Here is a 26,159-nt window from a genome sequence, read left to right on the forward strand (position 1 = left end):
TATCTGCAATCATTAAAAAGGCAGGGATAAATATGACTAAGAAAAATAAGAAATGGATTGGTTTATGCATTTGCCTGATATGGGCAGCTCAGAGCATGCCGGTACTGGCAGCATCCGGGCCTAAAATCAGTATGCAGGCAGGACCTGTAAAAGAAAAGGATACTCAGGTACAGGTATCCTGTGAAATCGAAGACGGCATTGATGTTACAAGCGGTAAACTCCGTTTTCTGTACGACGCTTCACAGCTTACGCTGCACAGTGACAATGTGGGGGCAGCTCTTCAGAGCGGGCTGTGTAAAATTAACGATCCCCTGACCGGAAATAAAGAGGAAGGCGAGATTGTGGCATCTTTTGCACTGTCTGAGCCTATCCCGGAAGACGGAAGTCTGGTTGATATGACCTTTGAGTTAAATGATAATGTAAAGGCTGGAGATCAGTTAGAAATCTCTCTCTCCGTGGAACAGCTCTCAGGAAATAACGGTAATATCAGCGCCGAAGCAATTCCTCTTTCTGTTCAAATAGAGGCAGGCGGCCATACGCCTGGCCCTCCGGAAGAAAATCAGGAGGAGAAAAAGGAACCTGAGCAGAAGACGCCTCCAAAGAAGGAACCGGCTACGCCCAAAGATAACACAAAATCTTCAGACAATAGCAGCAAAACAAAAAGTAAAGCAGCTAAAACCGGTGATCTCTTAAATCCCTGGCTGTACATCGTTGGATTGGGGGCTGCAGGTGCCGGGATTGCGGCTGTAAAAGGAAAGAGAACAAAAAAACAGGGCAAATAGCTGTTGTCCGGGAAGGAAGAGGTTAAAGATGAAGAGTAAACGGTTGAATAAGCATATTGCCGGAGCTTTCTCTCTTGGATTGGTATTGAGCCTGAGTTCAGCATCCGTCAGTGCAGACAGTTCCGGCATACAGGGATATGACACTGCGGTGTCTTCGGCTCTATCTGGTGATGTCTCCGGGGACAGCCCTGCATATGCCGATCCTGCGGGCAGCAAAGACCAGGTTCTGGCAGACAAAAAGGGATTGGAGCTTGCTGTTTCTATGGCTGAAGAACTGAAAAACGGCGGCCAGTCCTTTTTGGAAGAGGGATGGCTGGCAGTGGACATAGCTTTGGAAAAGGCAAAGGCAGTGCTGGATGACGAAGATGCAACTCAGATAGAGATAAACGAGGCATATACGCAATTGGTGAGTGCCTGTGCGGACTTAATTCCAGGGGTAGAAAAGGAAGGGCTGAAATCTGCCATAGACAGTGCAAGAGAAATCTTAGAAGATGAGGAAACCATCCGGCTTTATACCCAGGAAAGTGTACAGGCGGCAAAGGATGCACTGGCTGAGGCGGAAAGGGTATATAATACAGAATATGCAGTTCCGGATCAGGGGCAGCAGGCTGTAAATGATGCCACATCCAAGCTAATCACTGCAGTTAACAATATGTTAGAGGCAGAGCAGGGCAAGTGGGTACAGGATGAACATGGGTGGAGATATTACAATCAGGATGGAAAGTTTACAGTAAATAACTGGCAGTATATAGATGGAAGCTGGTATTATTTTAATGGAGGAGGATATCGGGTGACAGGATGGCTCCAGCTGGGAAATACCTGGTACTATCTGTATAAAGACGGTACTATGGCAACGGGCTGGCTGCTGGAAGGAAAGACCTGGTATTACTTAAAGGACAGCGGCGTAATGGCGACGGGCTGGGTGTTAGACGGCAATACCTGGTACTATCTGAAAGGCAGCGGAGCGATGGCAACAGGCTGGATTCAGTTAGGGAATACCTGGTATTATCTAAAAGGAAATGGAGCCATGGCAACGGGCTGGCTGCATTATGCAAATACCTGGTATTACCTGAAGGACAGCGGAGCGATGGCGACGGGCTGGGTGTTAGACGGCAATACCTGGTACTATCTGAAAGGCAGCGGAGCGATGGCAACAGGCTGGATTCAGCTGGGAAGTACCTGGTATTATCTGAAAGGCAGCGGAGCTATGGCGACAGGCTGGATTCAGCTGGGAAGTACCTGGTATTATCTGAAGGCCAGCGGAGCGATGGCGACAGGCTGGGTGTTAGACGGAAAAACCTGGTACTACCTGAAAAGCAGCGGAGCAATGGCAACAGATTGGTTATTGGATGGAAAGACCTGGTATTATCTAAAAGGAAACGGAGCGATGGCAACGGGTTGGATAAAAGTCAGAGGTGTCTGGTACTATTGCAGCTCCAGCGGAGCCATGCAGACGGGCTGGCTGCTGGACGGAAAGACTTGGTACTACCTGAAAGACAACGGGGCTATGGCTGCCAACACATGGATAGGAAGATACTATGTAAACGGTTCCGGTGCCTGGGTAAAAACAAGATAAATTTGTAAAAACAGAATCATTATAATAAAACAGGAGATTACCCGACTGAAATCGGTGAATCTCCTGTTTTGCTGCAGAGAAAAAATGACTTATCAGTATGCATATGGTAAAATACAGACAGAATATGCAAATTTTTGTGAGAAAGGAAGAACAAAAATATGGAAGTATTTTACCGCCTCTGCGTCAGTGTGTCCATTGGAGTTATCGTAGGCTTTCTGGTGGGAGGCATTAAGTTTTCTTTAAGAAAAAAGTATACCGATAAACAGATTCAGAAAAACCGCAGAGTAATGAATAAGATATCCTCTGTACTAAAATACAGCACCCTTCTTCTGCTGGTGCTGGGGTTTATCTGGTGTGTTTACTATTTGGTATTAGGAGCCACAGACCGGGGGCAGGCTGACTATGCCAATAATATGTCAGAGAATATTGTAGCTGTCCTGACCGTAATATCAATTATCTTTGCATTTTTTGAGTTTTTGAGACATACAGGAGATAAATAGAGGGGATTCACCCCTCCAGGTATCTCCTTTTACGGATGACAGGATACTGTGCAATCAGTTTTTGATAACAATCGCAGGACTCCTCATGATCATTTATCATCCCGCAGGCCTGAAGATGAGAATATACGGTAACAGAACCGAGATACTTGAATCCCCGTTTTTTCAGATCTTTGCTGATGAGATCGGAAAGTCCGTTCCTGGCAGGGATGTTTCCTTTCTGATGTCCTGCATAAAGTATGGTCTTCCCTTTGGAATAATCCCACAGATACCGGCTGAAGCTGCCGAACTCGTCCTGTATTTTCAGGAAACACCGGGCATTGTGGATGACAGCTTCTATTTTACGGCGTGATTTTATCATTCCTTCGGTATTCATAATACGTTCTATATCTGCTTCTGCAAAACCGGCGACCGCATGATAGTCAAAACCGGCGAAGCACTGCCTGAAGATTTCCCGTTTCCGGATCATCATATTCCAGTTCAGCCCGCACTGCATGACTTCCATCATTAAGAACTCAAACTGCTTCTGGTCATCATGTAAGGGAATCCCCCACTCCTGGTCGTGGTACTGGATCATTGGCTCATTGATGAGACACCATGGACAACGTTTCATATCGTATATTTTATTCCTTTCCTATTGCTGTGCCCCTGTATCTGGCTGGGAAAGAATAAGGATTATTATATTCTCCGTGAATATACCGTATTCTTCTGATTACTTATAAGCAAAATGATACCCTCAAAGATATAATCCGTCAAGTTTATTCTCAGGGACTTACTGGAGTGATGCCAAAGGCTCAGGATACAGACATAATAGATATTATTGTTATTTCATATATAAAAAAGAGGAAAATAACCCGGTGTATGGTATAATTTTATAAAGGTAAAGAGCAGTGTTACCCATAGAATTTACTTTAAGGAGGAAATGAATATGTATTATTCTACGAATTACGATTCTCCCCTGGGACAGATTACTTTGGCAAGTGATGGAGAGCATCTTGTGGGTGTGTGGATAGAAGGCCAGAAATATTTTTGCGGCTCAGTAAAAGAAGAACTGCTTCCAAAAGACGATCTCCCGGAGTTTGAAGCCGCAATAAACTGGCTGAACCGATACTTTGCCGGGGAAAAACCGCAGATAAATGAGCTGCCCCTGGCGCCTATAGGCGGTGAGTTCAGACAGGAGGTATGGAAACTGCTCTGCGAGATTCCTTACGGAGAAGTGACCACGTACGGGGAAATCGCAAGGAAAGCAGCAGAGAAGCTGGGCAAACAGAAGATGTCCGCCCAGGCAGTGGGAGGGGCGGTGGGACATAACCCGATCTCTATTATCATCCCATGCCACCGTGTAGTGGGGGCAAATGGAAGTCTCACCGGCTATGGGGGAGGCATTCAGAAAAAGGTGTGGCTTTTGTCCCATGAGGGGGCAGATATGAAAAAGTTTACTGTTCCCACCAAAGGCACTGCTTTGTGACAGGTACAGCAGTTTAGGAGCGGAAACCGGCAGGTTTCCGCTCCTATTTGCTATAGAAAATGGAAAATTTCCTGTAAATATAAGAGTTTTTTAAATATTAACAGGAATTATTCCATTCATGCAGCACAAATACAATTGACAAGTGAAATGTCATGACATTATAATGAAGTAACAAAAGATGCGATGTGCAGATTAGCGAAAGGAGAATAAAATGAATACATGGTTCTCAGAGTGGAAGCATTCAATCCGGGGGAGGCTGCTGGCGCATTTTACCGTTCTTTTCCTGCTGGTCATTGGCAGCATGGTAGTTTTTTACCACATCTCTATTAATATCACCTATGATACGGCCACGGAATCTGTGAAGAATACCATACGCCAGGTGAATACAGATACCAACCGGGTTTTGAGCAATGCGCTGGACCAGGCCAAGCAGGTGGCCAGAGACGCAGAGATACAGGCAACTCTGCGAAAGCCCCTGCCGGAAACAGAGCAGACCCTGTATAAGCAGAGGGTCCAGTACAACTATATCCTTTATGACAGAAACCGCTTTGTGGATGACATCAACGGCATCTTTGTCCTCGGAGACAACGGCGCCATCTACCGTTCCACCAGGTATGGGCTGCGGGAAAAAGAATTTTTAGACAAGGACTGGTACAAAAAAGTAATGGAGACCGGTGAGGTGTTATGGATGCCTCCACACTTTGGATCGAACATTGTAAATAATCTGGATGACTCTACCATTAGTGTGGTGGTGCCCATTAAAGACCGTGCATCCACCAGAATATTGGGAGTTGTAGTGGTAGACATACTGACGGAAGAGCTGGAGCAGGTGAAGGACAGCGGATTAGTCTTTAAGGGAACTACCTACATACTGGATGAAAAGAATAAAATCATCTACACCAATGCCAATGAGAGCGCCAGGGAGACAGAGGCAATCAGCAGAGCCGTGGCAGAAAGCGCATTGTCTTCAAACTCCTGGACAAAGGATATCCGCATCGACGGGGACAAGTATCTGGTGTCTGTGGCTGAACTCTCAGACAGCGGCTGGAAAGTCATGGGTCTTATCTCTTATGAGGAGATGTATGCAAAAGTCAGAGTGCTGCGCAATTCTATTTTTATCGTAATTGGTGTATTCGCAATTATAGCAATTGCATTCGCGGTAATCGGTTCTAACCAGGTCTCTAAGCCCATCCGGGAGATCCGCACCACCATGAAAGAAGTGGAAAAGGGAAATTTCAGCGTGCGTGTGGAATACGGTGGGAAGGACGAGGTGGGAGAGCTGGTTCACAGTTTCAACCACATGGTACTTAAGATCAATCAGCTGATTGAGCGGGAGCAGGAAAACCAGAAGAAACTGAACCAGGCGGAGTTTAAGGCGCTGCAGTCGCAGATCAACCCGCATTTTCTATACAATACCCTGGATTCCATCATCTGGATGGTCAGGATGAACCGCTTGGAAAAGTTAGAAGAGATGATTACCTCCCTGACTAATTTCCTGCGCATCGGATTAAGCCGGGGGCGCAGTGAGATTACCCTGGAAGAGGAGCTCAAACATGTGGGAAATTATGTGGCAATTCAGAAAATACGCTACGCTAAGCTGCTGAGTTATGAGGTGGACGTGCCGGAGGACTTGAAAAAGTACTATGTTATAAAAATGATTCTCCAGCCCATTGTGGAGAATGCCCTTTATCACGGAATTAAAGAAAAGGGAGTGCCGGGACTCATCCGGGTAAGCATGGAAGCCACAGAAGAAGAGATTTTAATCACAGTCACAGACAATGGCATGGGCATGAAGCCGGAGAAGCTCAGGGAGATAGAGAATATGATGGAGAAGGGGATTGACTTTGATCCCAATGCTTACGGAGTCATCAATGTGCAGAGAAGGATCCAGACAACCTACGGAAGCAGGTACGGACTGCATTTTGAGAGCGAATATACAATGGGGACCCGGGTCTACGTGACACTGCCGAAGAAAGGAGAGGGAGAATTTGCTGAAGGTAATCATAGTTGAGGACGAGGATCTGCTGAGGGATGGGCTGTCAACCTGTGTGAATTGGGAAAAGCTTGGGTGCGAATTGGCAGGCGCTGCTGAGGATGGAATCAAAGCGCTGGCCCTTATGGAAAAGGTTAGTCCGGATGTAGTGATTACAGACATCAAGATGCCCCACATGGACGGGATAGAGCTTTCGGAGCAAATAAGGGAAAAGTATCCCCGGATTAAAATCGTTATCATCAGCGGTTATGATGAATTCGAGTACGCCAGAAGGGCGCTGAAAGCGGGAGTGTCCGAATATATCCTGAAACCTGTGAACCTGGAACAGCTGGACACAGTGATGAAATCCATTACAGAGACCATTTTAGCAGAACGGGAGAAAGAAAGAGAGATCCTGAAACTGAAGGACATGAGCCAGCAGGGATTGGGAACCATACGTCAGACTTTGTTTTCAAAAATCCTTCTGAGGAAGCAGAGTCCGGAAGAGCTTGGGGACCTGGTTTCCCAGATCGGCGAGCATGTAAACGGAAAGTATTATTCGGTGGGCATCCTGGAGCAGCAAAATTTTCCCATCGTATCCATTGACTGCGACTATCTGGAAATCATTGAAATGGACAGGGCCTTTGAACAGATGGTAAACAGGTGTTTACAGGACTATGAGGTGACTGAGGAGGGAAATCATGTGGAGATCCTGCGCTCCAGTAACTGTGAACGGTTATTCTGCATCGTACATAACTCTGCACAGGAAGTCAAGAAAATCATAAAAGACATCAGCAGTCTCTTTGATGTCAAGAGAGATGACATGGAGCATCTGCAGCTGACCTTTGGCTGTGTTTCCAGGGAGCTGACCGGCCTGTACAAATCTTTCCTGAATGCAAGGGGCAGCTGTGAGAAGAAATTTCTGGAGAATTGGTCGCAGATTCTTCATACAGACGGCAAAGCAAGCAGCACCATACAGCATATGAATTATGATGCCCAGTCCCTGTTCTTCGAGGTGAGAAGCGGGACTGGGGAAGGAATTGCAAGCTGCCTGGAGGAGTTCCGGGAAAGTCTTTCCAGGGAGAAGATTGTATCCTATATGCAGATTGTGATGATTGTAAGCAACCTGTATTTTGAGTTAATTAAACTTCCGGAGGAGGTGGGGGCTAACATACAGGATATTATCGGGGATCCTATGGAAGCCTTCCACCGCATTATTGAGAAACGAAAGCGTCACGAGATGATAGAAGAGATAGGAAAAGTCTGTGCACAGATACACGAATATTTCGGCAGTGTCTCCGGCGCAAAAATGCAGGGGGTGTTAAAGCGAATTTTAGAATATATAGATACCCATTACATGGAGGAGGATCTGGCTATGAAGGATGCCGCAGATTATGCCTATATCAGCGTGTCTTATCTAAGTCTTATCTTAAAGAAGGAGATAGGCAAGACATTCATAGAGTATCTGACAGAAGTAAGAATTGAGAAGGCTAAGAATTGCCTGCTCCATACGAATATGAAAAATTATGAAGTGGCAAACGCCTGTGGATATTCAACTCCCGCGTACTTCAGCACGGTTTTTAAAGGCGTCTGCGGGGTAAGCCCGTCGGCCTTTCGAAAAGAGAACCAAACCCTTTCATGAATTTTGAAAGAAAATTATGAAATATTGGATTCATCTTTTGTTCACATTTCATTATACTTACCATATCAAAAAATTCCAAGGAGGAAGAGACTATGAGGAAGAAAGCTTTGAGTCTGGTACTAGCAATGACTATGGGGTTAGCCCTTGCTGCATGCGGAGGAGAAAAAGACGAGGCACCTGCTGCCGCTGCCGAGGCGCCGGCAAAAGATGACAAGGAAGCGGCAGAACCCCAGAGCTCCGGTGAAGTTGACATGAGCGTACTGGAGGGCAAGACGATTGGATTCTCACAGTGTGATAATGGAAATAGCTGGAGAATTGCCGAGACTGAATCTATGCAGGCAGCAGCTAAAAAGTATGGTGTAAATCTTATTTACACAGATGCTTCCGCTGACATAGCAAAACAGGCATCGGATATTGAGGATATGGTTGCACAGGGTGCCGACTATTTGATTATTGCACCCCAGGAAGAAGACGGTCTTCAGGCAGCGCTTCAGTCTGCTATGGACAAAGATGTTCCGGTTATCCTGGTTGACCGTTCCGTAAACGGAGAAGCAGGCCAGTTATACACAAGCCAGATCATGTCCGACTTTGTATGGGAGGCAGAGCAGTGCGCAAAAATTATTTCTGAGACCTTAGGAGGGAAAGGCAATATCGCAATCCTTCAGGGAACACAGGGAGCAACTTCAACAAATGACCGTCAGAAAGGCTTTATGGACGCAATTGAAGGTACCGACTTGAAGGTAGTGGCTGACCAGGTTGCCAACTATGTAATGGATGAGGCTCAGGACGTTATGGCCAATATCCTTCAGGCACAGGGCGATGAGATTGACGCTGTATACTGTCACAATGACGATATGGCCCAGGGCGCAATCGCCGCCATTAAAGCGGCAGGCTATACACCAGGAAAAGACATCTATGTTGTAGGTATTGACGGACCAAAGGCTGCCATGGAATCTATCCTTGCAGGAGAGCAGCTGGCATCCTGTTCCTGTTCCCCTCTGTTCGGCGAGCCGGCATTTGAACTCTGTGCAAAAATTGAAAGCGGACAGAAAGTTGACGCTTCTTATACAAATGAAGATACACTGTATACGAAGGACAATGCCAGTGTAGACGCTGGATTCTAAAGAATGCTAAAAAACAGTATGCTGTTACAAAAGGCAGATACTAAATAGTGTAACGACCATTCTGTCTATATTTCAAAAAAGTATAAATGGAATGGTCGTTTCTATGATTGGAGAGAAGTTATGGCTAGGAATAAGATGTTGTTAGAGATGCGGGGGATCGTAAAGAATTTCCCCGGGGTTCGGGCCCTGAAGGGGGTGGACTTCTCTGTGGCAGAAGGGGAAGTCCACGCACTGATGGGGGAGAACGGTGCCGGGAAATCTACGTTGATTAAGACACTTACCGGGATCTATCAGAGAGACGAGGGGAGCATCACCTTCGACGGAAAAGAGCTTAATCCTAAGACTGCACTGGAAGCGCAGAATGCAGGCATCAGTACAATTTATCAGGAATTAAACCTTGTACCGTTTCAAACAGTGTATGAGAACATGTATCTTGGAAGAGAACCAAGAACCAAAGCAGGGGTCATTGACCGTAAAGCAATGATCACAGGCTGTGAACAGGTGCTGGCGGATTTGGGAATCCATATCAATGTTACCGCCCCCCTTTCTACATATGGCACGGCTGTCCAGCAGATGGTTGCTATTGGCCGGGCAATTTCAGTAAATGCAAAGTTAGTGATTATGGATGAGCCCACTTCTTCCCTGGATACCAAAGAAGTGCGGGTATTGTTTGATATTATAAAGAAATTAAAGGCAAAAAATATTGCCGTTATATTTATAAGCCATCGCCTGGATGAAATTTTTGAAATCTGTGAACATGTGACAATACTCAAGGATGGCGCTCTGTCAGGGGAAGTAGACATCAGGGAGATCGATCAGCTCAGACTGATTAATCTCATGATTGGCAAAGAAGCAAAACAGCTGGAGCGAACCAAGAAGGGATACACCCTTGAGAATGCCGAAACCCTGGTTGAGATGAAGGACATCCGTCAGGGAACCCGACTGAACGGGCTTGGGATTACCATTAAAAAGGGAGAAGTCTTAGGACTGGCCGGACTGCTTGGCTCCGGGCGCACGGAACTCGGAAAAGTGTTATTTGGGGCGACGCAGCCGGATGAAGGAGAAATCTTCTGGATGGGCCAGGAGCAGAAATTTAAAAATCCCAAAGACGCCATAGGACTTGGGATGGGATTCTGCACAGAGGACAGGAAGGTGGAAGGAATTATCCCCCATCTGTCCGTGCGTGAGAATATGACCATTGCTCTTCTTCCTCAGATCAGCAAGATGGGCATTGTATCTGCCGCTAAGCAGAGACAAATCGTAGACGAGTATATCAAGCGCCTGGCAATCAAGACGCCTACACAGAACCAGCCCATCAGGAATTTGAGCGGGGGCAATCAGCAGAAGGTACTCCTGGCAAGATGGCTCTGCATGAATCCTAAGCTGGTGATTATGGATGAACCCACCCGAGGCATTGATGTGGGCGCAAAAGCAGAGATAGAAGCACTGATTCTGGAGCTTGCCTCACAGGGAATCAGCATTCTTATGATTTCCTCTGAGATTGCTGAGCTGGAGCGTAACTGTGACCGGGTAGTAGTTATGCGTGAAGGGCGCAAGCTGGGTGAGCTCATAGGGGATGATATCCATCAGGATAAGGTGATGGAGATTATCGCCAGCGGCGGCGGGGAATTAGAGAACATTGGAGGTGCAGCAAATGAGTAATACAGTCAGAACCAAAGCAGATACAGTTGCAACTTTGAAAAAATACAGTGCTGTCATTCTCCTGTTGGTTTTCCTTGTAATAAATGCAGTGATTACACCCAACTTTTTCAGCATGGGAACAGTCCGTAACATTATTATCCAGTCCTGTACCATTATTCTCACAGGAATGGGGATGACCATGGTCATTTCTACAGGAGGAATTGATATTTCCGTAGGTGCAGTGATGGCCCTGGCAGGTATAGTAACAGTCAAGCTGCTTCCCTATGGGGTGCTGGCAGCCTGTATAGCAGCAATCTTCGTGGGCGCCCTCTCAGGTGCGATTGCCGGCTTTATGGTAGGAAAGCTACGTGTCCAGGCAATGGTAGTGACACTGGCACTGATGATTGGCGTCAGGGGCGTTGCCCAGATATTAAATGATGCCAAGATTATCTATATTTCAGGTGATAATGCAGATTCCTTTAAGATGCTGGGAAGTGCCAGCCTGGGGGGAATCCCCATCCAGATTATTCCCATTGTACTGGCAGTGGCAATCGTATGGTTCGTACTGGAGAAGACCATTCTCGGCCGGCATATTCAGGCAGTAGGAGATAACCCCAGTTCAGCGCAGCTGGCAGGCATTAATTCTACAAGGACACTGATGATTGTTTATATCTCCAGTGCTGTTCTGGCAGCGATTGCCGGTATCTTCGCCACAGCTAAGATCGGTGCTGCTGACGGAAACTCCCTGGGACTTCTCTCTGAACTGGATGCCATTGCGGCTGTTGCGGTGGGCGGGACATGCATGTCTGGGGGACGAGCCAAGATCTTTGGAACAGTGATCGGTGCGCTGATCATGCTGCTGATTACCATTACTGTTAACATGAATAATATTACGTATGAATATGCACAGGTATTGAAGGCCTTCATTATTATCTTTGCCGTATATATTCAGCGCGATAAGGCTGCTTAAGGAGGGGTTGAAATGAATAAAGCAAAAAGTATATATCAATGGTTCAGTTCAAAAAGCTCCATCGCAGCATTTTTGATTCTCTTTGTATTTTCAAGTATTGCTTTTTCCAGCAGGAGCTTTGCATCTTTTGATTCCATAGCCAATCTGTTCCGGAAAGCGGCCAGCGACGGCGGATTCCTGGCATTGGGGATGACGTTTGTCATTCTGATTGCCCAGATCGATCTGTCTGTAGGCGCAGTTATGGCCCTTGGTGGTGTGATTATGGCAATGTTTGGGGCTCAGAATCCTATCCTGGGTATTGCTCTGGGGCTTTTAGCAGGTATATTCTGCGGATTCTTAAATGGGTTTATGGTAGCGAAGATGAGGATATCCTCCTGGGTGGCAACCCTTGCTACTATGCTGGGGGTCCGGGGTATTGTACTGCTGATGACAAACAAAAAACCGGTGTCTGTCAGCAATGATGCGCTGATCGCTTTGGGGAACACCAAAATTTTAGGGATTAATATTCTGGTGTATTTCCTGGTGATTGCAACTTTGATCTGTATGCACCTGTCCCATAATACAAAGTTTGGCATGGGCATCTATGCCGTGGGCGGCAATGAAGAGGCGGCCAAGATGATGGGGCTTAAGGTAGATAAAATTAAGATTCTCTGCTATGTAATGTGTGGATTTTTCGCCGCATTGGCAGGCATGCTGCTGGCTAACAGACTCTATACCGCACAGCCTACTGCGGGTGATACATGGGAGACCACGGCAATTGCCATGTGTGCTCTGGGCGGAATCAAGCTCTCAGGGGGAGAGGGGAAATTCAGCGGGACATTTTTTGGAATTCTGGTAATTGCCACCATCAATACGATATTTAACTTTGCAGGAAACCTGAATTCTTGGTGGCAGAATATCATCATGGGAATCCTGGTACTGATTTCCATTGGTGTTCAGTCGGATGTGCTGAAGATCCGGAAAGGCAAAAAGCATACCTGGAAACAGGAAGAGGCTGCATAAATCAGAAGAGACTGCAATGAACATAAGAGTAAGGAGGAAGGTTGGATGCTAGCACTAGTGAAATATGGAACAGGACCAAGGGAGACGGAACTTCGGGAAGTTCCAGTCCCGGAAATAGGTGATGATGACATACTTATTGAAGTAAAAGCTGCCGGAATCTGCGGCTCGGATATCGCTTACGATAATGGTGACCATCCCAATCATCTGAATTGTCCTGTTGTCTTAGGGCATGAATTTTCAGGGGTAGTTGCCAAAGCTGGTAAGAATGTAAAGGACTGGAAAGTGGGGGCTCGGGTAGTTTCAGATAACACCGGCTATGTGTGCGGGAAATGTTATGCATGCAGCAACGGACAGTTTTTAAGCTGTCCCGACCGCAAAGGGCTGGGCTATGGCATGGACGGCGGGTTTACAGACTATGTGAGAATCGACGGGGAGCTGCTTGCGCGGAATCCCAACACACTCTTTGCCATTCCGGAAAATGTAAGTTTTGACGAGGCGGCAATCCTGGATCCCATATGCAATGCGTATAAAGCAGTGATTCAGGAGGGACGGATTTTGCCCGGCGAGGATATTATCGTGTACGGCGCAGGTCCTTTAGGGTTGTTTGCCATCCAAATTGCCAGGCTTGCCGGATGTGCCAACATCATTGCCGTTGGTCTGGAGGCAGATGAGGAGCGGTTTAAGATCGCTGAGAAGTACGGGGCTAACCACATCATTAAATCAGATAAGCAGGATGTATATGAAGAGATAAAAAGGATTACCAAAGGGGATATGGCAGCGGTTTGTATTGATGCGGCTGGGGCAAATGCGGTTATGAAGCAGGCAGTGCAGATCGTGCGCACCGGAGGCAGAATTGTGCGCATCGGTTATGATAAACGGCCATATGAGCAGACCCTTGATCCCTTTACAGACAGAGGAGTGTCACTGATCGGACATTTTGGCTATGATTATAATTCCTGGAAGAATGTAATGCGGCTGTTAGAACTGGGGAAAGTAGACGTAAAGGGCATGATTTCCCATCATATCAGGCTGGAAGACTGGCGGAAAGGATTTGACCTGGCCAGGAGTAAGAAGGCTATAAAAATCATTATCACCAAGGATGAAAGTGTCCTTTCCCCATTAGAATAGCAGGAAGACCAGAAGGGAAGGTGGTTTATGTGAGCTATATCGATACATATAAGAAGTATTACCAGGCGATTATCCAGGAACATGAAGCCGTATTTGAAAAACTGGATATGGAACAGCTGAAAGGATTTGTGGATTTAATTGTAAAATCCAACAAGATATTTGTCCACGGAGCTGGTCGGGAGGGGATTTCCCTGCGGGGATTCGCCATGCGGCTGGCCCATCTGGGAAAACCCACGTACTGGCTCATGGATGACACCACCATAGGAATGCATGAGGGGGATCTTCTGATCATCTCTGACGGGTTCGGTGATGTGGGGATCCACAGGCGTATTGAGGAGAGGGCTTCCAAGACAGGCGCTAAAGTGGCAATTATTACGGGCCTTCCCGAAGGGGGCAATGTGAAAAACTTTGCAGACTTTGTACTTTTTATCCCGGCTGCCGTCTATATGGGGAAAGACAGGGAGGATCCGGATGCACCCAGGCAGCATGATGTGGTTCCCACCATACAGCCCATGGGTAATCTCTATGAACAGCACTTGTATCTGCTTATGGACATTGCTGCAATCCTGATAAAAGACGAGATGGGTTTGACTTACGATGATATGGAAGCAAACCATAGGAACATAGAATAAGATATCCCCAGGGGAACAGGAGGAGAATGGATGAACCATCAGCTATTTACCAGGTGGGGAAAAAACCTGGACACAGATAAGCCTTTGCAGGAATACCCCCGTCCCCAGATGGTCAGAGACAGTTATCTGAACCTGAATGGCTACTGGGAGTATGCTATAAATTTTGAGAAAAAAGCACCTGTGAAGTACGACGGGAAGATTCTGGTCCCCTTCTCTCCGGAGGCATTTCTTTCAGGCGTGCACAGACAGACCAGGCCGGATGAATACCTTCATTATAAAACGCAGTTTACATTGCCGGAGGGATTTCTCCGAAAACGCGTTTTGCTCCACTTTGGGGCAGTGGACCAGATCTGTGAAGTGTTTTTAAATGGCAGCCCTGTTGGCAGCCATGAGGGGGGCTATCTCCCATTCTGCTTCGATATCACAGAATATCTGGCAAAGGGGGCCAACGAACTGACCCTGACGGTGAGAGATTACTCGGATACCTCCTATCTCTCAAGGGGGAAACAGAAGCTGGGGCGGGGAGGCATGTGGTACACTGCCCAGAGTGGAATCTGGCAGACTGTCTGGATGGAAAGTGTACCAGAATGCTATATCGAACGGGTGAAGCTGGATCCGGATTATGACAATGGATCCATTGGCATAAAAGTGTTCAGTACGGGACGCAGGGGAAGGGACGTGAGGATAAGAATCCTTGACGGTGACTGTGAGGCCGTCTCGGCCTGTATGGCTGCAGATAAGAAAAAAGATATAAAAATAAAAGACTTTAAAAGCTGGTCCCCGGAAACCCCTCATTTATACCATATGGAAATCACTATGGGAGAGGACTGCGTCCGCACTTATTTTGCCATGCGCAAGTTCTCTGTAGGAAGGGATGAAAAGGGGATTCTGCGTTTTATGCTGAATAACAAACCCTATTTCCACAACGGGCTGCTGGATCAGGGATACTGGCCGGACGGTCTGTATACTGCGCCCACAGACCAGGCTCTCCGCTATGACATTGTGAAAATGAAAGAGCTGGGTTTTAACATGATCCGCAAGCACATTAAGGTAGAACCTGCCCGGTGGTATTACCACTGTGACCAGATTGGGATGCTGGTGTGGCAGGATATGGTAAACGGCGGCAGTGATTATCATATGAATTTTATCTGCTTTATGCCTAATTTCTGGATGCCTTTCGGACGCCTGGTAAAGGACAATAAATACAGGGCATTTGCCCGCAGGGAGAAAGCCGGGAGAGCGCAGTATTACAGAGAACTGAAGGCCGCCATTGCTCATCTGTACAATGTGCCCAGCATCGCTGCCTGGGTACCCTTCAACGAGGGATGGGGACAGTTTGATGCGGCAGAGGCAGCTGCCAGGGTCAGGAAGCTGGATGCCCTGCGGCTGATCGACGAGGCAAGCGGCTGGTTTGACCAGGGCGGCGGAGACATGTACAGTATCCACAATTACTGGAGAAGGCTGAAGGTAAAACCCAAGAAAGACCGGGTGGTGGCGCTCACGGAATACGGGGGATACTCTCAGCGGATAGAAGGTCACAGCTTCTGCAGTGAAGTCTACGGTTACCGGATTTACCAGACAAAACAGGAACTGACCAAAGGTTACAGAGAATTGCTTGAGACTGACATCATAAAGGGAATAAGCAAAGGCTTGTGCGGCACGGTCTACACACAGGTAAGTGATGTGGAGGAAGAGGTGAACGGACTTCTGACCTATGACCGGGACCTGGTAAAAGTGGAGGAAGAGACTGTCAAAAAGCTGAATCAAAAAATCTATGAAGAATTTGAGCGCTGTACCCATACAGGGCAGTGAGGGAGGAAGGGATAGGCATGAGAGAGATTCTTATGGAGGTATACCGCCAGATAAAAGAACATGTGGATCAAGAACTGCTTCCGTTCTGGGAGGAACGGGGCGTTGATACCAGGTACGGAGGATACCTGGTATGCTGTGACAGCCAGGGTAAAGTCAATGAGGACGCGGACAAATACATTGTGACGCAGACCAGGATGATCTGGGCCTACTCCGCATATGCCAGAAAATATAAAAAAGAGGAGTATCTGGAGAAGGCCAGACAGGGGGTCCAATTCTTCATCCGGCATTTCTGGGATGCAGAGTTCGGCGGCTGGTTCTGGAAGACTGACTGCAGGGGAGAGGTTTTGGATAAGGGGAAGGTGGTATATGGACAGACCTTTGCCATCTATGCACTGTCGGAGTACACCCTGGCCAGCCAAGACTCTGTAGGACTTGACTATGCCTGCCGCACCTTTGACTTGCTGCAGAAGTTCTGTACGGATACGGCTAACGGCGGATACTACGAGAATCTGGAACAGGATTTTTCCCTGTCGGCGCCAGGATTTGCAGCAGGAGATTTGAAGTCCCTGGATATTCATATGCACACTATGGAGGCTTTTACCACCCTTTACGAATGTTTGGGACAGGAAATCCACAGGAGAAAGCTGGAAGAGGTCATCGATGTAATACTGACTAAGATGGTAAATACCGAGATTGGCTGCGGCTATAATCAGTTCGACATTCATTTTAACCGGAAACCGGCGATCAATATACGGAGGACCTGGAATGCGGAGCGGGAGACGGGGGAAGTGGTGGAGACACCTACAGACACCACCTCCTACGGCCATAACGTGGAACTGGCCTGGCTTTTGAATTATGCGGCGAAGATTCTTGGATATGAGACAGACCACTTCCTCCCTATCACACATAACCTGGTGGAACATGCCTTACGATACGGCTTTGACTATGAACGGGGCGGCGTCTACAGGGACGGACCCCACGAAGGCCAGGCCCTGGTAAAGGACAAGGAGTGGTGGCAGAACTGCGAAGTGCTGGTGGGTTTTTTGGATGCCTATCAGCAGGAGGGTGATACCCGTTATGCCCAGGCATTTGTAAAGACCTGGGAGTTTGACACCACTTATATGATTAACCATGGGGCTGGGGAGTGGAGGCAGCTGGTGAGATTCGACGGCTCCCCCATAGAGACCCAGCTGGGAAATCCATGGAAAGGGATGTATCATACAGGGCGGGCAATGCTGGAGACGCTGCTGCGCCTGGAGAGCATTCTGCAAATGGATAAGTCCGCAGGGAAAGAGGTGGATGGTATAAAATGACCAGAGAAGAAATAATCAGAAACATCAGGGAGAAGAAAGTAATTGCCATCGTTCGGGGATTTCATCCTAAGCAGTGCATACAGCTGGCAGAAGCTCTGTATGCAGGCGGCATCAATATGATAGAGGTAACTTTTGATCAGTCAGGGCCTGATACCTGGGGGGAAACCGTGGAAGCGATCCAGGCGATTTGGGAAAACTTCGGCGGCAGAGTGCTGCCGGGAGCGGGAACGGTGATGACGGTGGAGCAGGTAGATTTGGCAAAAAAGGCCGGCGCCGGTTATATTATATCACCGGACGCTAACCCGGAGGTCATCCGACATACCCGGGAGGCCGGACTGGTCTCCCTGCCGGGAGCCATGACCCCTACGGAAGCTGCAGGTGCACACCGGGCGGGTGCGGACATGATTAAGCTGTTTCCAATCGCCAACCTGGGGGCTGCCTATCTTAAGGCATTGAAAGCACCCCTCAAGCACATTGATTTCATGGCAGTTGGGGGCGTCTCCCCGGATAATATCCGGGAGTTCATCAAAGCCGGCGCAGTGGGCGCCGGGGTGGGAGGCATGCTGACCAGAAGGGAACTTGTGGAGGCAGGTGAGTTTACAAAAATAACAGCTTTGGCACGGCGCTATGTGGAAAATGCAAACGGTGTAATTTAGAATGAGCAGAGGAAGGGAAAGGGGGAGGCTAAAATGCCAAAGATGATTCATACGGTGGGCGGTCTGCTGTCGGTGGATGAGTTGGGGACAACACTGATGCACGAGCATATCCTGCAGGCCAATTGGTCCATGCGTATGTCCTTTAAAGATTGGTTTGACTACGATTCCTTCATAGAATGGGCATCCGAAGATGTAAAGCGTACCAGAGAAATCGGAGTGGAGACCCTGGTGGAACAGACCCCGGTGTGCCTGGGGCGGGACATCCATGCAATCAGGGATGTGGCAGAGAAAACCGGGATGCAGATCATAGCCAGTACTGGATTTTTCTATTCAGAAAACCAGTGGATGTTCCTGCGCTCAGAGGACAACTTTGTAAAATGGCTGATGAAAGACATAGAAGAGGGAATACAGGATACAGCTATTAAGCCGGGATTAATTAAGTGCGGTACTGATACTCCGGGGGTAACCGACCTGAACCGAATCCTGCTGAGAGCCCATGCAAAGGCGTCGAAACTCAGCGGTCTGCCCATAGCGACCCACAGCTGGTATCAGAATCGAAGCGGAATCAGCCAGATGCAGATTTTTGAGAAAGAGGGGCTGAATCCCAGAAAGGTGCTCATCGGACACTGCGGGGATACCAACGACCTCTCTTATCTGGAAGAACTGCTGCGAATGGGATGCTGGATTGGGCTTGACCGTTTCGGAGATGACGCCAAGAATCCGCTGGAGGAACGGGTAAATACCCTGGCAGAGCTGTGTGACCGGGGCTGGATTGGACAGCTCATGATTTCCCACGATTATGTAAGCTTTGTGGATCTGGGAACTTTTGAGTGGGAGACAAAGCGGCGTCAGGATCCGGATGACGCCAAATACAACAGCCGTTATATTCACCGATACGTCCTGCCAATGCTAAGGGAGCGGGGATTCGGGGATCGTGAAATTCATCAGCTTATGAGGGAGAATCCCAGAGCCTATTTTGCAGAAGATTAGATTTCCAAACATGCACAAGGGAGGAAGTACAGCATGAAAATAAAAGAAATCCACACCTATCTGGTACGTCCCAGATGGGGATTTGTAGAAATAGAGACAGACGACGGATATACCGGCTGGGGGGAACCCGTCATTGAGGGCAGGGCAGCCACAGTCAAGGCGTGTGTGGAGGAGATGAAGCCGTATCTTCTGGGTGAAGATCCGGGTAATATCGAGGATATCTGGACAAAGCTGTACAGGGCCGGATTCTATCGGGGCGGCCCTGTGATGATGAGTGCCATGGCAGGTATTGACCAGGCACTCTGGGATATCAAGGGAAAGAAGTTTAATGCACCGGTTTACGAGCTGCTGGGAGGGAAGTGCAGGGAAAAGATGCGCATGTATTCCTGGGTTGGGGGGGATCGGCCCAGTGATGTGGCGGCAGCGGCGAAAGAGCGCATGGACGCTGGCTTCACTGCGGTAAAGATGAACGCTACAGAGGAACTGCAGATCGTGGACAGCTATGACAAGATCGATGCGGTGCTGGAACGGGTAGCTTCCATCCGGGAGGCATGCGGAAAATACTTTGGCATTGCCATTGATTTTCATGGCCGCGTCCATAAACCCATGGCCAAAATACTGGCAAAGAAACTGGAAGAGTTCGCCCCCATGTTTATCGAAGAGCCGGTGCTCTGTGAGAACATGGAGGAGTTTAAAGAGATTGCCCGCATTGCCAATATCCCGATAGCCACAGGGGAGCGCCTGTTTACAAAATACGATTTCAGGCGTCTGTTAAATGCGGGGGGTGTGGACATCATCCAGCCTGACCTGTCCCATGCCGGGGGGATAACGGAAGTGAGGAAGATCGCAGCCATGGCGGAGGCCTATGATGTGGCCCTGGCCCCGCACTGCCCACTGGGACCAGTTGCCCTCAGCGCCTGTCTACAGGTAGATGCAGTCAGTTACAACGCATTTATCCAGGAACAGAGCATGGGGATCCACTACAATCAGGGGCATGGAGTTTTGGACTTCATTAAAAATCCCCAGGTCTATGCTTTTGAAAAGGGGTATGCCAAGTTCCCCCAGGGACCTGGACTGGGCATGGAAATAAACAAAGAATTGATGGCAGAGGAGAATAAAAATCCCCATGAGTGGAAGAATCCGGTGTGGAGGCACGAAGACGGCTCTATAGCGGAATGGTAATGGGGGGCGGGACGTGGCGATGAAAAAATATCTGATTACCATAGACGGCGGCACCACCAATACCAGGGTGGCGCTGTGGAAGGAAAATAAAGAATTTCTCTCTGCCGTGAAGTCGGAGGTGGGTGTAAAAGACACTGCCAGGGACGGAAACAATGCCAGACTGAAAAAGGCAGTAAAATCCATGCTGGAAGAAATCCTGGAGCGCAGCGGTGTTACTTATGAAGAGGTGTGGGCTGTCTGCGCCTGCGGAATGCTCACATCGAATGTGGGGCTTTGGGAAGTGCCCCATCTGACTGCGCCTGCCGGTTTGGAGGATTTTGCTCAGGGGATAAAAAAAATATTGATTCAAGATATCTGCCCATTACCCATCTTCTTTATTCCCGGAATGAAAAATTTTACTGGGGAAGTCAGTCTGGATAACCTGGAAAAAATGGACATCATGAGGGGGGAGGAGACAGAGACAGCAGCCTTAATGGAACTCTGCCCCCAGGGAGAAACCCTGTACGTACTGCCTGGATCCCATACAAAGTTTGTCACTGTAGATAGAAATCTTAAGATGACCGGCTGCCTGACCTCACTGGCAGGGGAACTGCTGGCTCTGCTGACCAGGGGCAGCATCCTTGCGGATGCTGTGAAACGGGAATTTGTCACGGGAGACTACAACCGGGAGATGCTTCTTGCAGGGGCAAGGCAGACCTGGGAGACAGGCCTGTCAAGGGCTGCCTTCCTGACACGGATCGTCGGCCAATTTGTCACAGCCAGCCAGCCGTCCTGCGCCAGCTTCCTGCTGGGAGCAGTAATGGCAGCAGACATCCAGGCTGTGAAAACAAGCAGGGCACTGACAGTGACAGAGGATATGAAAGTGGTGATAGCCGGGAAAGAGCCGCTGCGGGGGGCGCTGAAAGAATTGTTTATGGAGGATGGGACATTTAAGGAAGTTACCGTTTTTCAGGGAGATGAGGATGTTCTGCTGTCAGGGTATGGGATGTGCGTGATAGCAAAGAAAGCGGTGCTGCCCTCACTGCCCAAACCATAGCCAGGGGATTAAAAGCGTCTGTGCTGGAGAACCTCTTTTACAATCAGCCGTATAATGGTATACTGATGGCAGAACTTTATTTCTGTAGGAGGATAAATGGATCGAATATATGTTGTAGAGGACGATATCCGGCTGCGAGAGGAATTGCGGAGTATATTAGTGAAAAATGGTTATGATTGTATATGTGCGGATCGCTTTGAACATGTGACAGAAGATATTATAAAAGCGGCTCCGGATCTGGTTTTGCTGGATCTGAGCCTTCCAGTATATGATGGGTTTTATATCTGCCGCAGTCTCAGAGAGGTGTCAGATCTTCCGGTGATTGTAGTCACCAGCTCAAACAGTGATATGGATGAGCTGATGAGCCTGAATGTAGGGGCGGACGACTATATCACAAAGCCTTACAATATCCACATCCTGCTGGCCCATATTGCCGCAGTGCTGCAGCGTGTCCATGGGCGGAAAAACAGCCGGATACTGGTTCACAAAGGGCTGACTCTGGACATAGGCAAAAGTAGGGCTTCCAGCGGAGAAAAAAGTGTGGAGCTAACGAAAAATGAACTTGGCATTTTGAAACTGCTGATGGATCACAAAGGGACCATTGTGCCCAGAGAAGAGCTAATCCAGGAGTTGTGGGAGATGGAGGAGTTCGTGGAGGACAGTACACTGACCGTCAATATAAACCGCCTGAGGAAAAAGATTGGGGATCTTGGACTTCCGGACTATCTTTTGACAAAACGGGGACAGGGGTATCTGGTATGAGCTTTTTTCGCTATTGCAGGGACAGATGGCTTTCTGTCCTTATCTTTGTTTTTGTATTTGCTGCGGGGGGCGGCATTCTCTGGCTGATTGGCACCCCCTTTGCTGTAGCCTGTGTTGTGGAGGGATTCTACGCCGCAGGCTTTTTTCTGATTCTGCTTCAGGGCTTTCTTGCCAGAAAGGAGTTTTACGACAAACTTCTTGAGGCATCAGATAATCTGGAGGAAATCTCCTATCTATCAGAATTCCTGACCGAGCCTCACTTTCTGGAAGGGGCAATCCTGTACTGCATTCTGCAGAAGGATGAAAAATATTTGAATGACCGGATTGCGGCTTATCAAAGGGATTTGCAGGAGTACATGGATTATGTGGAGACGTGGGTACATGAGGTGAAGACCCCAATAGCAGTCTCCAGACTGATAATGGAAAATAACAGGAACGAGGTAACAAGAAGTCTCTCGGAGGAGATGGATAAGGTGGAAGGCTTTGTAAACCAGATGCTTTATTACAGCAAAAGCGGCAGTCTGCAGGATGACTATCAGATCCGCAGGGTCTCTCTCAGGACCCTTGTGGTAGAGGCGGTTAAGCACAATGCTAAGTATATGATTGCACAGCAGGTAGCGCCGAAGTTTGGGGATTTGGACTATGAGGTGCTCACAGACCCCAAATGGATGGACTTTGTGCTTGGGCAGATTATTTCCAATGGGGTAAAGTACCGAGCTGCGGAGCGCAGTTCGGAGATTGCATTTTCTGCTGTACAGACAGGAAGAACAGTGACCTTATCTATAGAAGATAATGGGATCGGAATTCCGGCAGAGGATTTGGGCAGGATCTTCAGAAAGGGATTTTCGGGCGTAAACGGAAGAAAATATGGAAAGTCTACGGGTATGGGGCTTTATCTGTGTGATACACTGTGCAGAAAGCTGGGGACTGATCTGTCTGTATCTTCCCGTGAAGAGGAGGGCTCTATCTTTGAGCTTAAGCTGACATTAGCTTCAGAGAAAGAAACAGGATTGGTGTAACATTTCAAAATTGTAATGCTGCTGTTAGGTAAGGACGTGGCAGCATATTGATCTCCATGCTACACTGGACCTATCAAATGATGGAGGTGTATGAAATGAATCCTGTGTTAAAAGTAGAGAATCTGCAGAAATTTTATAAAACAAAAGGCGCAGTTACGAAAGCCGTCAACAATATAAGCTTTGAAGTGGAACAGGGAGAATACATTGGGATTATGGGGGCTTCCGGAAGCGGAAAGACAACTCTTTTAAACTGTATTTCGACCATTGACAAGGCCACTGCGGGACAGATCCTGATTCAGGGGCAGGATGTCACAACGTTAAGTGATAATAAGCTGGCCCGTTTCAGAAGGGAACAGCTGGGATTTATCTTCCAGGACTTTAATCTTCTGGATACTTTAACAGGGAGAGACAATATCGCCCTGGCCCTGGCAATCAATGGTGTGAAACCCGGCCAAATATCACGGCTGATCGAACAGGTGGCCGATGACCTGGAGATTAAAGCCATCCTGGATAAATATCCATATGAGATGTCTGGGGGCCAGCAGCAGCGCGTTGCCTGTGCCCGGGCCATTGTGACCAAACCTTCCCTGATTCTTGCAGACGAACCTACGGGAGCTCTTGACTCAAAGTCAGCGGGAATGCTTATGGAGAGTCTGAGCATATTAAATGACAGAAAAAAAGCTACCATACTGATGGTGACTCACGATGCTTTTACTGCGAGCCACTGTAAGCGCATACTATTCATTAAAGATGGACAGATATTTAATGAACTGGTGCGGGGTGAGAAAAGCAGGAAGAAATTTTTTGATGAAATTATGCAGGTAATTTCTTTCTTAGGAGGTGATAACAATTATGCTTTCTAATAGAAAGAGGTGTAAAAGCCAATCCTCCTTACATGGATTCTTCCGGAAGCTGTCTTCTAAGAATGTAAAAAAATCTGCGAAGGATTACTTTATCTATTTTTTTACACTGATGCTCTCTGTCTGTCTGTTTTACAGTTTTAATTCTATCAGTACGCAGTTTGCCTCTCTGGGGCTTGAAGATCCCTTAAGCTATCTTGCATTTTCCTCCACCGTACTGACCGTATTTTCAGTGTTGGTATGTATTATTATGGGAGCGCTGGTGGTTTATGCCAACCGATTCTTGCTGAGACGCAGAAAGAGGGAGATGGGAACATATGCAGTGCTTGGACTGGAACGGAGAGATCTGAACCGGCTTCTTATGAGGGAAACCCTGCAGATAGGAGTGCTTTCACTGCTTTCGGGGATAGCCCTGGGAATATTTGCTGCCCAGCTTCTTTCTCTGGCAACTGCCCGTCTGATCGGAATCAGCCTGGCGAATTACCATTTTATGATCTCTGGGAAGGCAATTATATTAAGCATTCTTTTCTTTGGAGTTCTATTTTTCTTTGTCCATCTGTTCAATGTGAGGGAACTTAAGAAAATGACTCTTCTGGAAATGCTCCATGCAGGAAAGAGGAATGAGACAGTAGGTGAGGGAAAAAGCGGCTTTTCCGTATTGCTGGGTATTATCTCTGTCTTATTTATTCTGGGGGGATATGGAATTGTGTTTGTAATGTCCGAAAAGGATACCTTTAGAGCTTTGGCTCTGGGCGGACTGCTGTTAATTGTCGGCACGGTATGCTTCTTTAGGGCGGCACTCACAATATCTACAGGCTTAATGAAGAAAAATAAGCGGCGTTACTACCGCGGCATTCGTATATTCACAACAAGCCAGTTTTCCTCCAGGCTTAAAACGGAAGGGAGCTCTCTGGCAATGACAGCTGTTCTTCTGTTCCTGTCGTTTTCCCTGACAATATTAGGGCCGGGACTGGGGAAGTTTGTCATGAATGGGATAGAAAATGCAGTGCCCTATGACGGAACTATTTTTTACGCTCCAATGGCAGGGAATAAAGAGGCTGGGGACGATCCTCTGGGATACTTGAGCCAGTCGGGATTCCACATAGATGAGTTTTCGGACGAGTATGCAGACTTCTGGACTTATAAGTCATCCGAAGCTACAGCAGGATTCCTGACAGGAAAAGAAGGCGGTGAATCAGATAAGATTCCCCTTACCGTCCTGGGATTAGAAGACTATAACCGCTTGCTTGCTCTGCAGAACCAGCCCCCGGTTCAGCTGGCAGAAGGGGAATACGCTGTAAGCTATGCTTTTCCGGCCATGGAAGAGGTCCTAAAAGCCTTTCAACAGGAACCCCAGCCGTTGAAGCTTGGGGACAGTACCCTGACACTGGCCGAGGACGGAATATTTCATTACGGCTGGGAGAACACTAACATATTAGCCGAGCAGGGAACACTGATTGTCCCCCAGTCATTGGCTGAGAGCCTTACCCCTCAGAGATGGTTTTTGAACTTTAATTTTACCCGGGAAGGGGATGACCTGAATCTTAAGCTGCATGACCGCTGGGTGGACGCCGGCCTGAACGGGTATGTAATGTGGCCCCGGGAGGAAGTACTGGTGTCATTGAGCTCTGACAATCTTCTTGTGACATATCTGGGTATTTACCTAGGTATTACATTTTTGATTACCTCCGGCGCGGTTTTGGCACTCCGCCAGTTATCCCAGTCTTCCGATAATACGGAACGGTACGGGATTCTTAAGAAGCTGGGCGTATCTAAAAGGGACATGAGACGGTCGTTAAGGAAGCAGCTCAGAGTATATTTCGGGCTTCCGCTGGTCCTTGCAGTCCTCCATTCTGCAGTGACTGTATTAGCCATCTTCCGGTATTTTGAAGGGTTGCAGCTAACGGTAATGGTTTCGGTCATTGGGTTTGGGGCGCTGGTAATTTTATCGGTTTATGGGGTATACTTTATTGCAACCTATTTGGGGAGCAGACGTATCCTGGAACTTTAAAAAAAATAATTCTAAATGCTGCAACTATGGGGAGGCATTCAGAAATTTTTCCGGCCGCTGCTATTGTATGGCAGCGGCCGGAAG

Annotated in this window: 23 protein-coding genes; 22 read left to right on the forward strand and 1 reads right to left on the reverse strand. The window is 47.9% G+C overall.

The window, feature by feature from the left end; all coding sequences use genetic code 11:
* The first annotated feature begins 32 nt into the window (after nucleotides 1-32).
* The 3 genes from GKG41_RS05105 to GKG41_RS05115 all read left to right on the forward strand — a co-directional run bounded on the left by GKG41_RS05105 (nucleotide 33) and on the right by GKG41_RS05115 (nucleotide 2,858).
* Nucleotides 33-782 (forward strand): hypothetical protein, encoded by a 750-nt coding sequence (locus GKG41_RS05105; RefSeq protein WP_154257490.1) that lies wholly within the window; start codon nucleotides 33-35, stop codon nucleotides 780-782.
* A 28-nt stretch (nucleotides 783-810) separates the two neighbouring features.
* Nucleotides 811-2,358, forward strand: a complete 1,548-nt coding sequence (locus GKG41_RS23090; protein ID WP_173016969.1) for an FIVAR domain-containing protein — start codon at nucleotides 811-813, stop codon at nucleotides 2,356-2,358.
* Nucleotides 2,359-2,516: 158 nt separating this feature from the next.
* Nucleotides 2,517-2,858: a transporter gene (locus tag GKG41_RS05115; protein ID WP_154257491.1), complete on the forward strand. Its 342-nt coding sequence runs from the start codon at nucleotides 2,517-2,519 to the stop codon at nucleotides 2,856-2,858.
* Nucleotides 2,859-2,865: 7 nt separating this feature from the next.
* Here the strand turns inward: GKG41_RS05115 and GKG41_RS05120 are convergent, their stop codons facing one another.
* A complete protein-coding gene (locus tag GKG41_RS05120; RefSeq protein ID WP_154257492.1) occupies nucleotides 2,866-3,468 on the reverse strand; it encodes a DNA-3-methyladenine glycosylase I in 603 nt (200 codons plus the stop codon).
* 315 nt (nucleotides 3,469-3,783) lie between these two features.
* Here GKG41_RS05120 and GKG41_RS05125 point away from each other — a divergent pair, with 315 nt between their 5' ends.
* The 19 genes from GKG41_RS05125 to GKG41_RS05215 all read left to right on the forward strand — a co-directional run bounded on the left by GKG41_RS05125 (nucleotide 3,784) and on the right by GKG41_RS05215 (nucleotide 26,075).
* Nucleotides 3,784-4,323, forward strand: coding sequence for a methylated-DNA--[protein]-cysteine S-methyltransferase (locus tag GKG41_RS05125; RefSeq protein WP_154257493.1), 540 nt, complete (start codon nucleotides 3,784-3,786; stop codon nucleotides 4,321-4,323).
* 211 nt (nucleotides 4,324-4,534) lie between these two features.
* Nucleotides 4,535-6,334 carry a sensor histidine kinase gene (locus GKG41_RS05130; protein ID WP_154257494.1) on the forward strand — a complete coding sequence of 600 codons (1,800 nt, stop codon included), beginning with the start codon at nucleotides 4,535-4,537 and terminating at the stop codon, nucleotides 6,332-6,334.
* A complete protein-coding gene (locus GKG41_RS05135) occupies nucleotides 6,312-7,937 on the forward strand; it encodes a response regulator (RefSeq protein ID WP_154257495.1) in 1,626 nt (541 codons plus the stop codon). Before GKG41_RS05130 ends, GKG41_RS05135 begins: the two co-directional genes overlap by 23 nt.
* A gap of 92 nt (nucleotides 7,938-8,029) precedes the next feature.
* Nucleotides 8,030-9,061: an ABC transporter substrate-binding protein gene (locus GKG41_RS05140; protein ID WP_154257496.1), complete on the forward strand. Its 1,032-nt coding sequence runs from the start codon at nucleotides 8,030-8,032 to the stop codon at nucleotides 9,059-9,061.
* Between the two features lie 120 nt (nucleotides 9,062-9,181).
* Nucleotides 9,182-10,723 carry a sugar ABC transporter ATP-binding protein gene (locus GKG41_RS05145; protein ID WP_154257497.1) on the forward strand — a complete coding sequence of 514 codons (1,542 nt, stop codon included), beginning with the start codon at nucleotides 9,182-9,184 and terminating at the stop codon, nucleotides 10,721-10,723.
* Nucleotides 10,716-11,672 (forward strand): ABC transporter permease, encoded by a 957-nt coding sequence (locus tag GKG41_RS05150; RefSeq protein WP_154257498.1) that lies wholly within the window; start codon nucleotides 10,716-10,718, stop codon nucleotides 11,670-11,672. The genes GKG41_RS05145 and GKG41_RS05150 overlap by 8 nt, the downstream gene beginning before the upstream one ends.
* Before the next feature lie 12 nt (nucleotides 11,673-11,684).
* Complete coding sequence (locus tag GKG41_RS05155; RefSeq protein WP_154257499.1) at nucleotides 11,685-12,674, forward strand: ABC transporter permease; 990 nt, start codon at nucleotides 11,685-11,687, stop codon at nucleotides 12,672-12,674.
* 45 nt (nucleotides 12,675-12,719) lie between these two features.
* The gene (locus tag GKG41_RS05160) at nucleotides 12,720-13,802 is read left to right on the forward strand and encodes a zinc-binding dehydrogenase (protein WP_154257500.1); all 1,083 of its coding nucleotides are present in this window, start codon (nucleotides 12,720-12,722) and stop codon (nucleotides 13,800-13,802) included.
* 29 nt (nucleotides 13,803-13,831) lie between these two features.
* Nucleotides 13,832-14,434 (forward strand): 6-phospho-3-hexuloisomerase, encoded by a 603-nt coding sequence (locus GKG41_RS05165; protein WP_194167083.1) that lies wholly within the window; start codon nucleotides 13,832-13,834, stop codon nucleotides 14,432-14,434.
* Between the two features lie 30 nt (nucleotides 14,435-14,464).
* Nucleotides 14,465-16,246 carry a sugar-binding domain-containing protein gene (locus GKG41_RS05170; RefSeq protein WP_154257501.1) on the forward strand — a complete coding sequence of 594 codons (1,782 nt, stop codon included), beginning with the start codon at nucleotides 14,465-14,467 and terminating at the stop codon, nucleotides 16,244-16,246.
* A gap of 17 nt (nucleotides 16,247-16,263) precedes the next feature.
* Nucleotides 16,264-17,559, forward strand: a complete 1,296-nt coding sequence (locus GKG41_RS05175) for an AGE family epimerase/isomerase (RefSeq protein ID WP_199884582.1) — start codon at nucleotides 16,264-16,266, stop codon at nucleotides 17,557-17,559.
* Nucleotides 17,556-18,215, forward strand: a complete 660-nt coding sequence (locus tag GKG41_RS05180) for a bifunctional 4-hydroxy-2-oxoglutarate aldolase/2-dehydro-3-deoxy-phosphogluconate aldolase (RefSeq protein ID WP_154257502.1) — start codon at nucleotides 17,556-17,558, stop codon at nucleotides 18,213-18,215. Before GKG41_RS05175 ends, GKG41_RS05180 begins: the two co-directional genes overlap by 4 nt.
* A 33-nt stretch (nucleotides 18,216-18,248) precedes the next feature.
* Nucleotides 18,249-19,205 (forward strand): phosphotriesterase, encoded by a 957-nt coding sequence (locus GKG41_RS05185; RefSeq protein WP_154257503.1) that lies wholly within the window; start codon nucleotides 18,249-18,251, stop codon nucleotides 19,203-19,205.
* A 33-nt stretch (nucleotides 19,206-19,238) separates the two neighbouring features.
* Complete coding sequence (dgoD, locus tag GKG41_RS05190) at nucleotides 19,239-20,387, forward strand: galactonate dehydratase (RefSeq protein WP_154257504.1); 1,149 nt, start codon at nucleotides 19,239-19,241, stop codon at nucleotides 20,385-20,387.
* Nucleotides 20,388-20,406: 19 nt separating this feature from the next.
* Complete coding sequence (locus GKG41_RS05195) at nucleotides 20,407-21,423, forward strand: 2-dehydro-3-deoxygalactonokinase (protein ID WP_154257595.1); 1,017 nt, start codon at nucleotides 20,407-20,409, stop codon at nucleotides 21,421-21,423.
* Nucleotides 21,424-21,519: 96 nt separating this feature from the next.
* Nucleotides 21,520-22,185 (forward strand): response regulator transcription factor, encoded by a 666-nt coding sequence (locus tag GKG41_RS05200; RefSeq protein WP_154257505.1) that lies wholly within the window; start codon nucleotides 21,520-21,522, stop codon nucleotides 22,183-22,185.
* A complete protein-coding gene (locus GKG41_RS05205; protein WP_154257506.1) occupies nucleotides 22,182-23,204 on the forward strand; it encodes a sensor histidine kinase in 1,023 nt (340 codons plus the stop codon). The genes GKG41_RS05200 and GKG41_RS05205 overlap by 4 nt, the downstream gene beginning before the upstream one ends.
* 95 nt (nucleotides 23,205-23,299) lie before the next feature.
* Nucleotides 23,300-24,067: an ABC transporter ATP-binding protein gene (locus GKG41_RS05210; protein ID WP_154257507.1), complete on the forward strand. Its 768-nt coding sequence runs from the start codon at nucleotides 23,300-23,302 to the stop codon at nucleotides 24,065-24,067.
* On the forward strand, nucleotides 24,057-26,075 hold the full coding sequence (locus GKG41_RS05215; protein ID WP_154257508.1) for an ABC transporter permease: 2,019 nt from the start codon (nucleotides 24,057-24,059) through the stop codon (nucleotides 26,073-26,075). The genes GKG41_RS05210 and GKG41_RS05215 overlap by 11 nt, the downstream gene beginning before the upstream one ends.
* Nucleotides 26,076-26,159: the final 84 nt, after the last annotated feature.

Source organism: Lactonifactor sp. BIOML-A5, assembly GCF_009677585.1.
Classification (GTDB): domain Bacteria; phylum Bacillota; class Clostridia; order Lachnospirales; family Lachnospiraceae; genus Lactonifactor.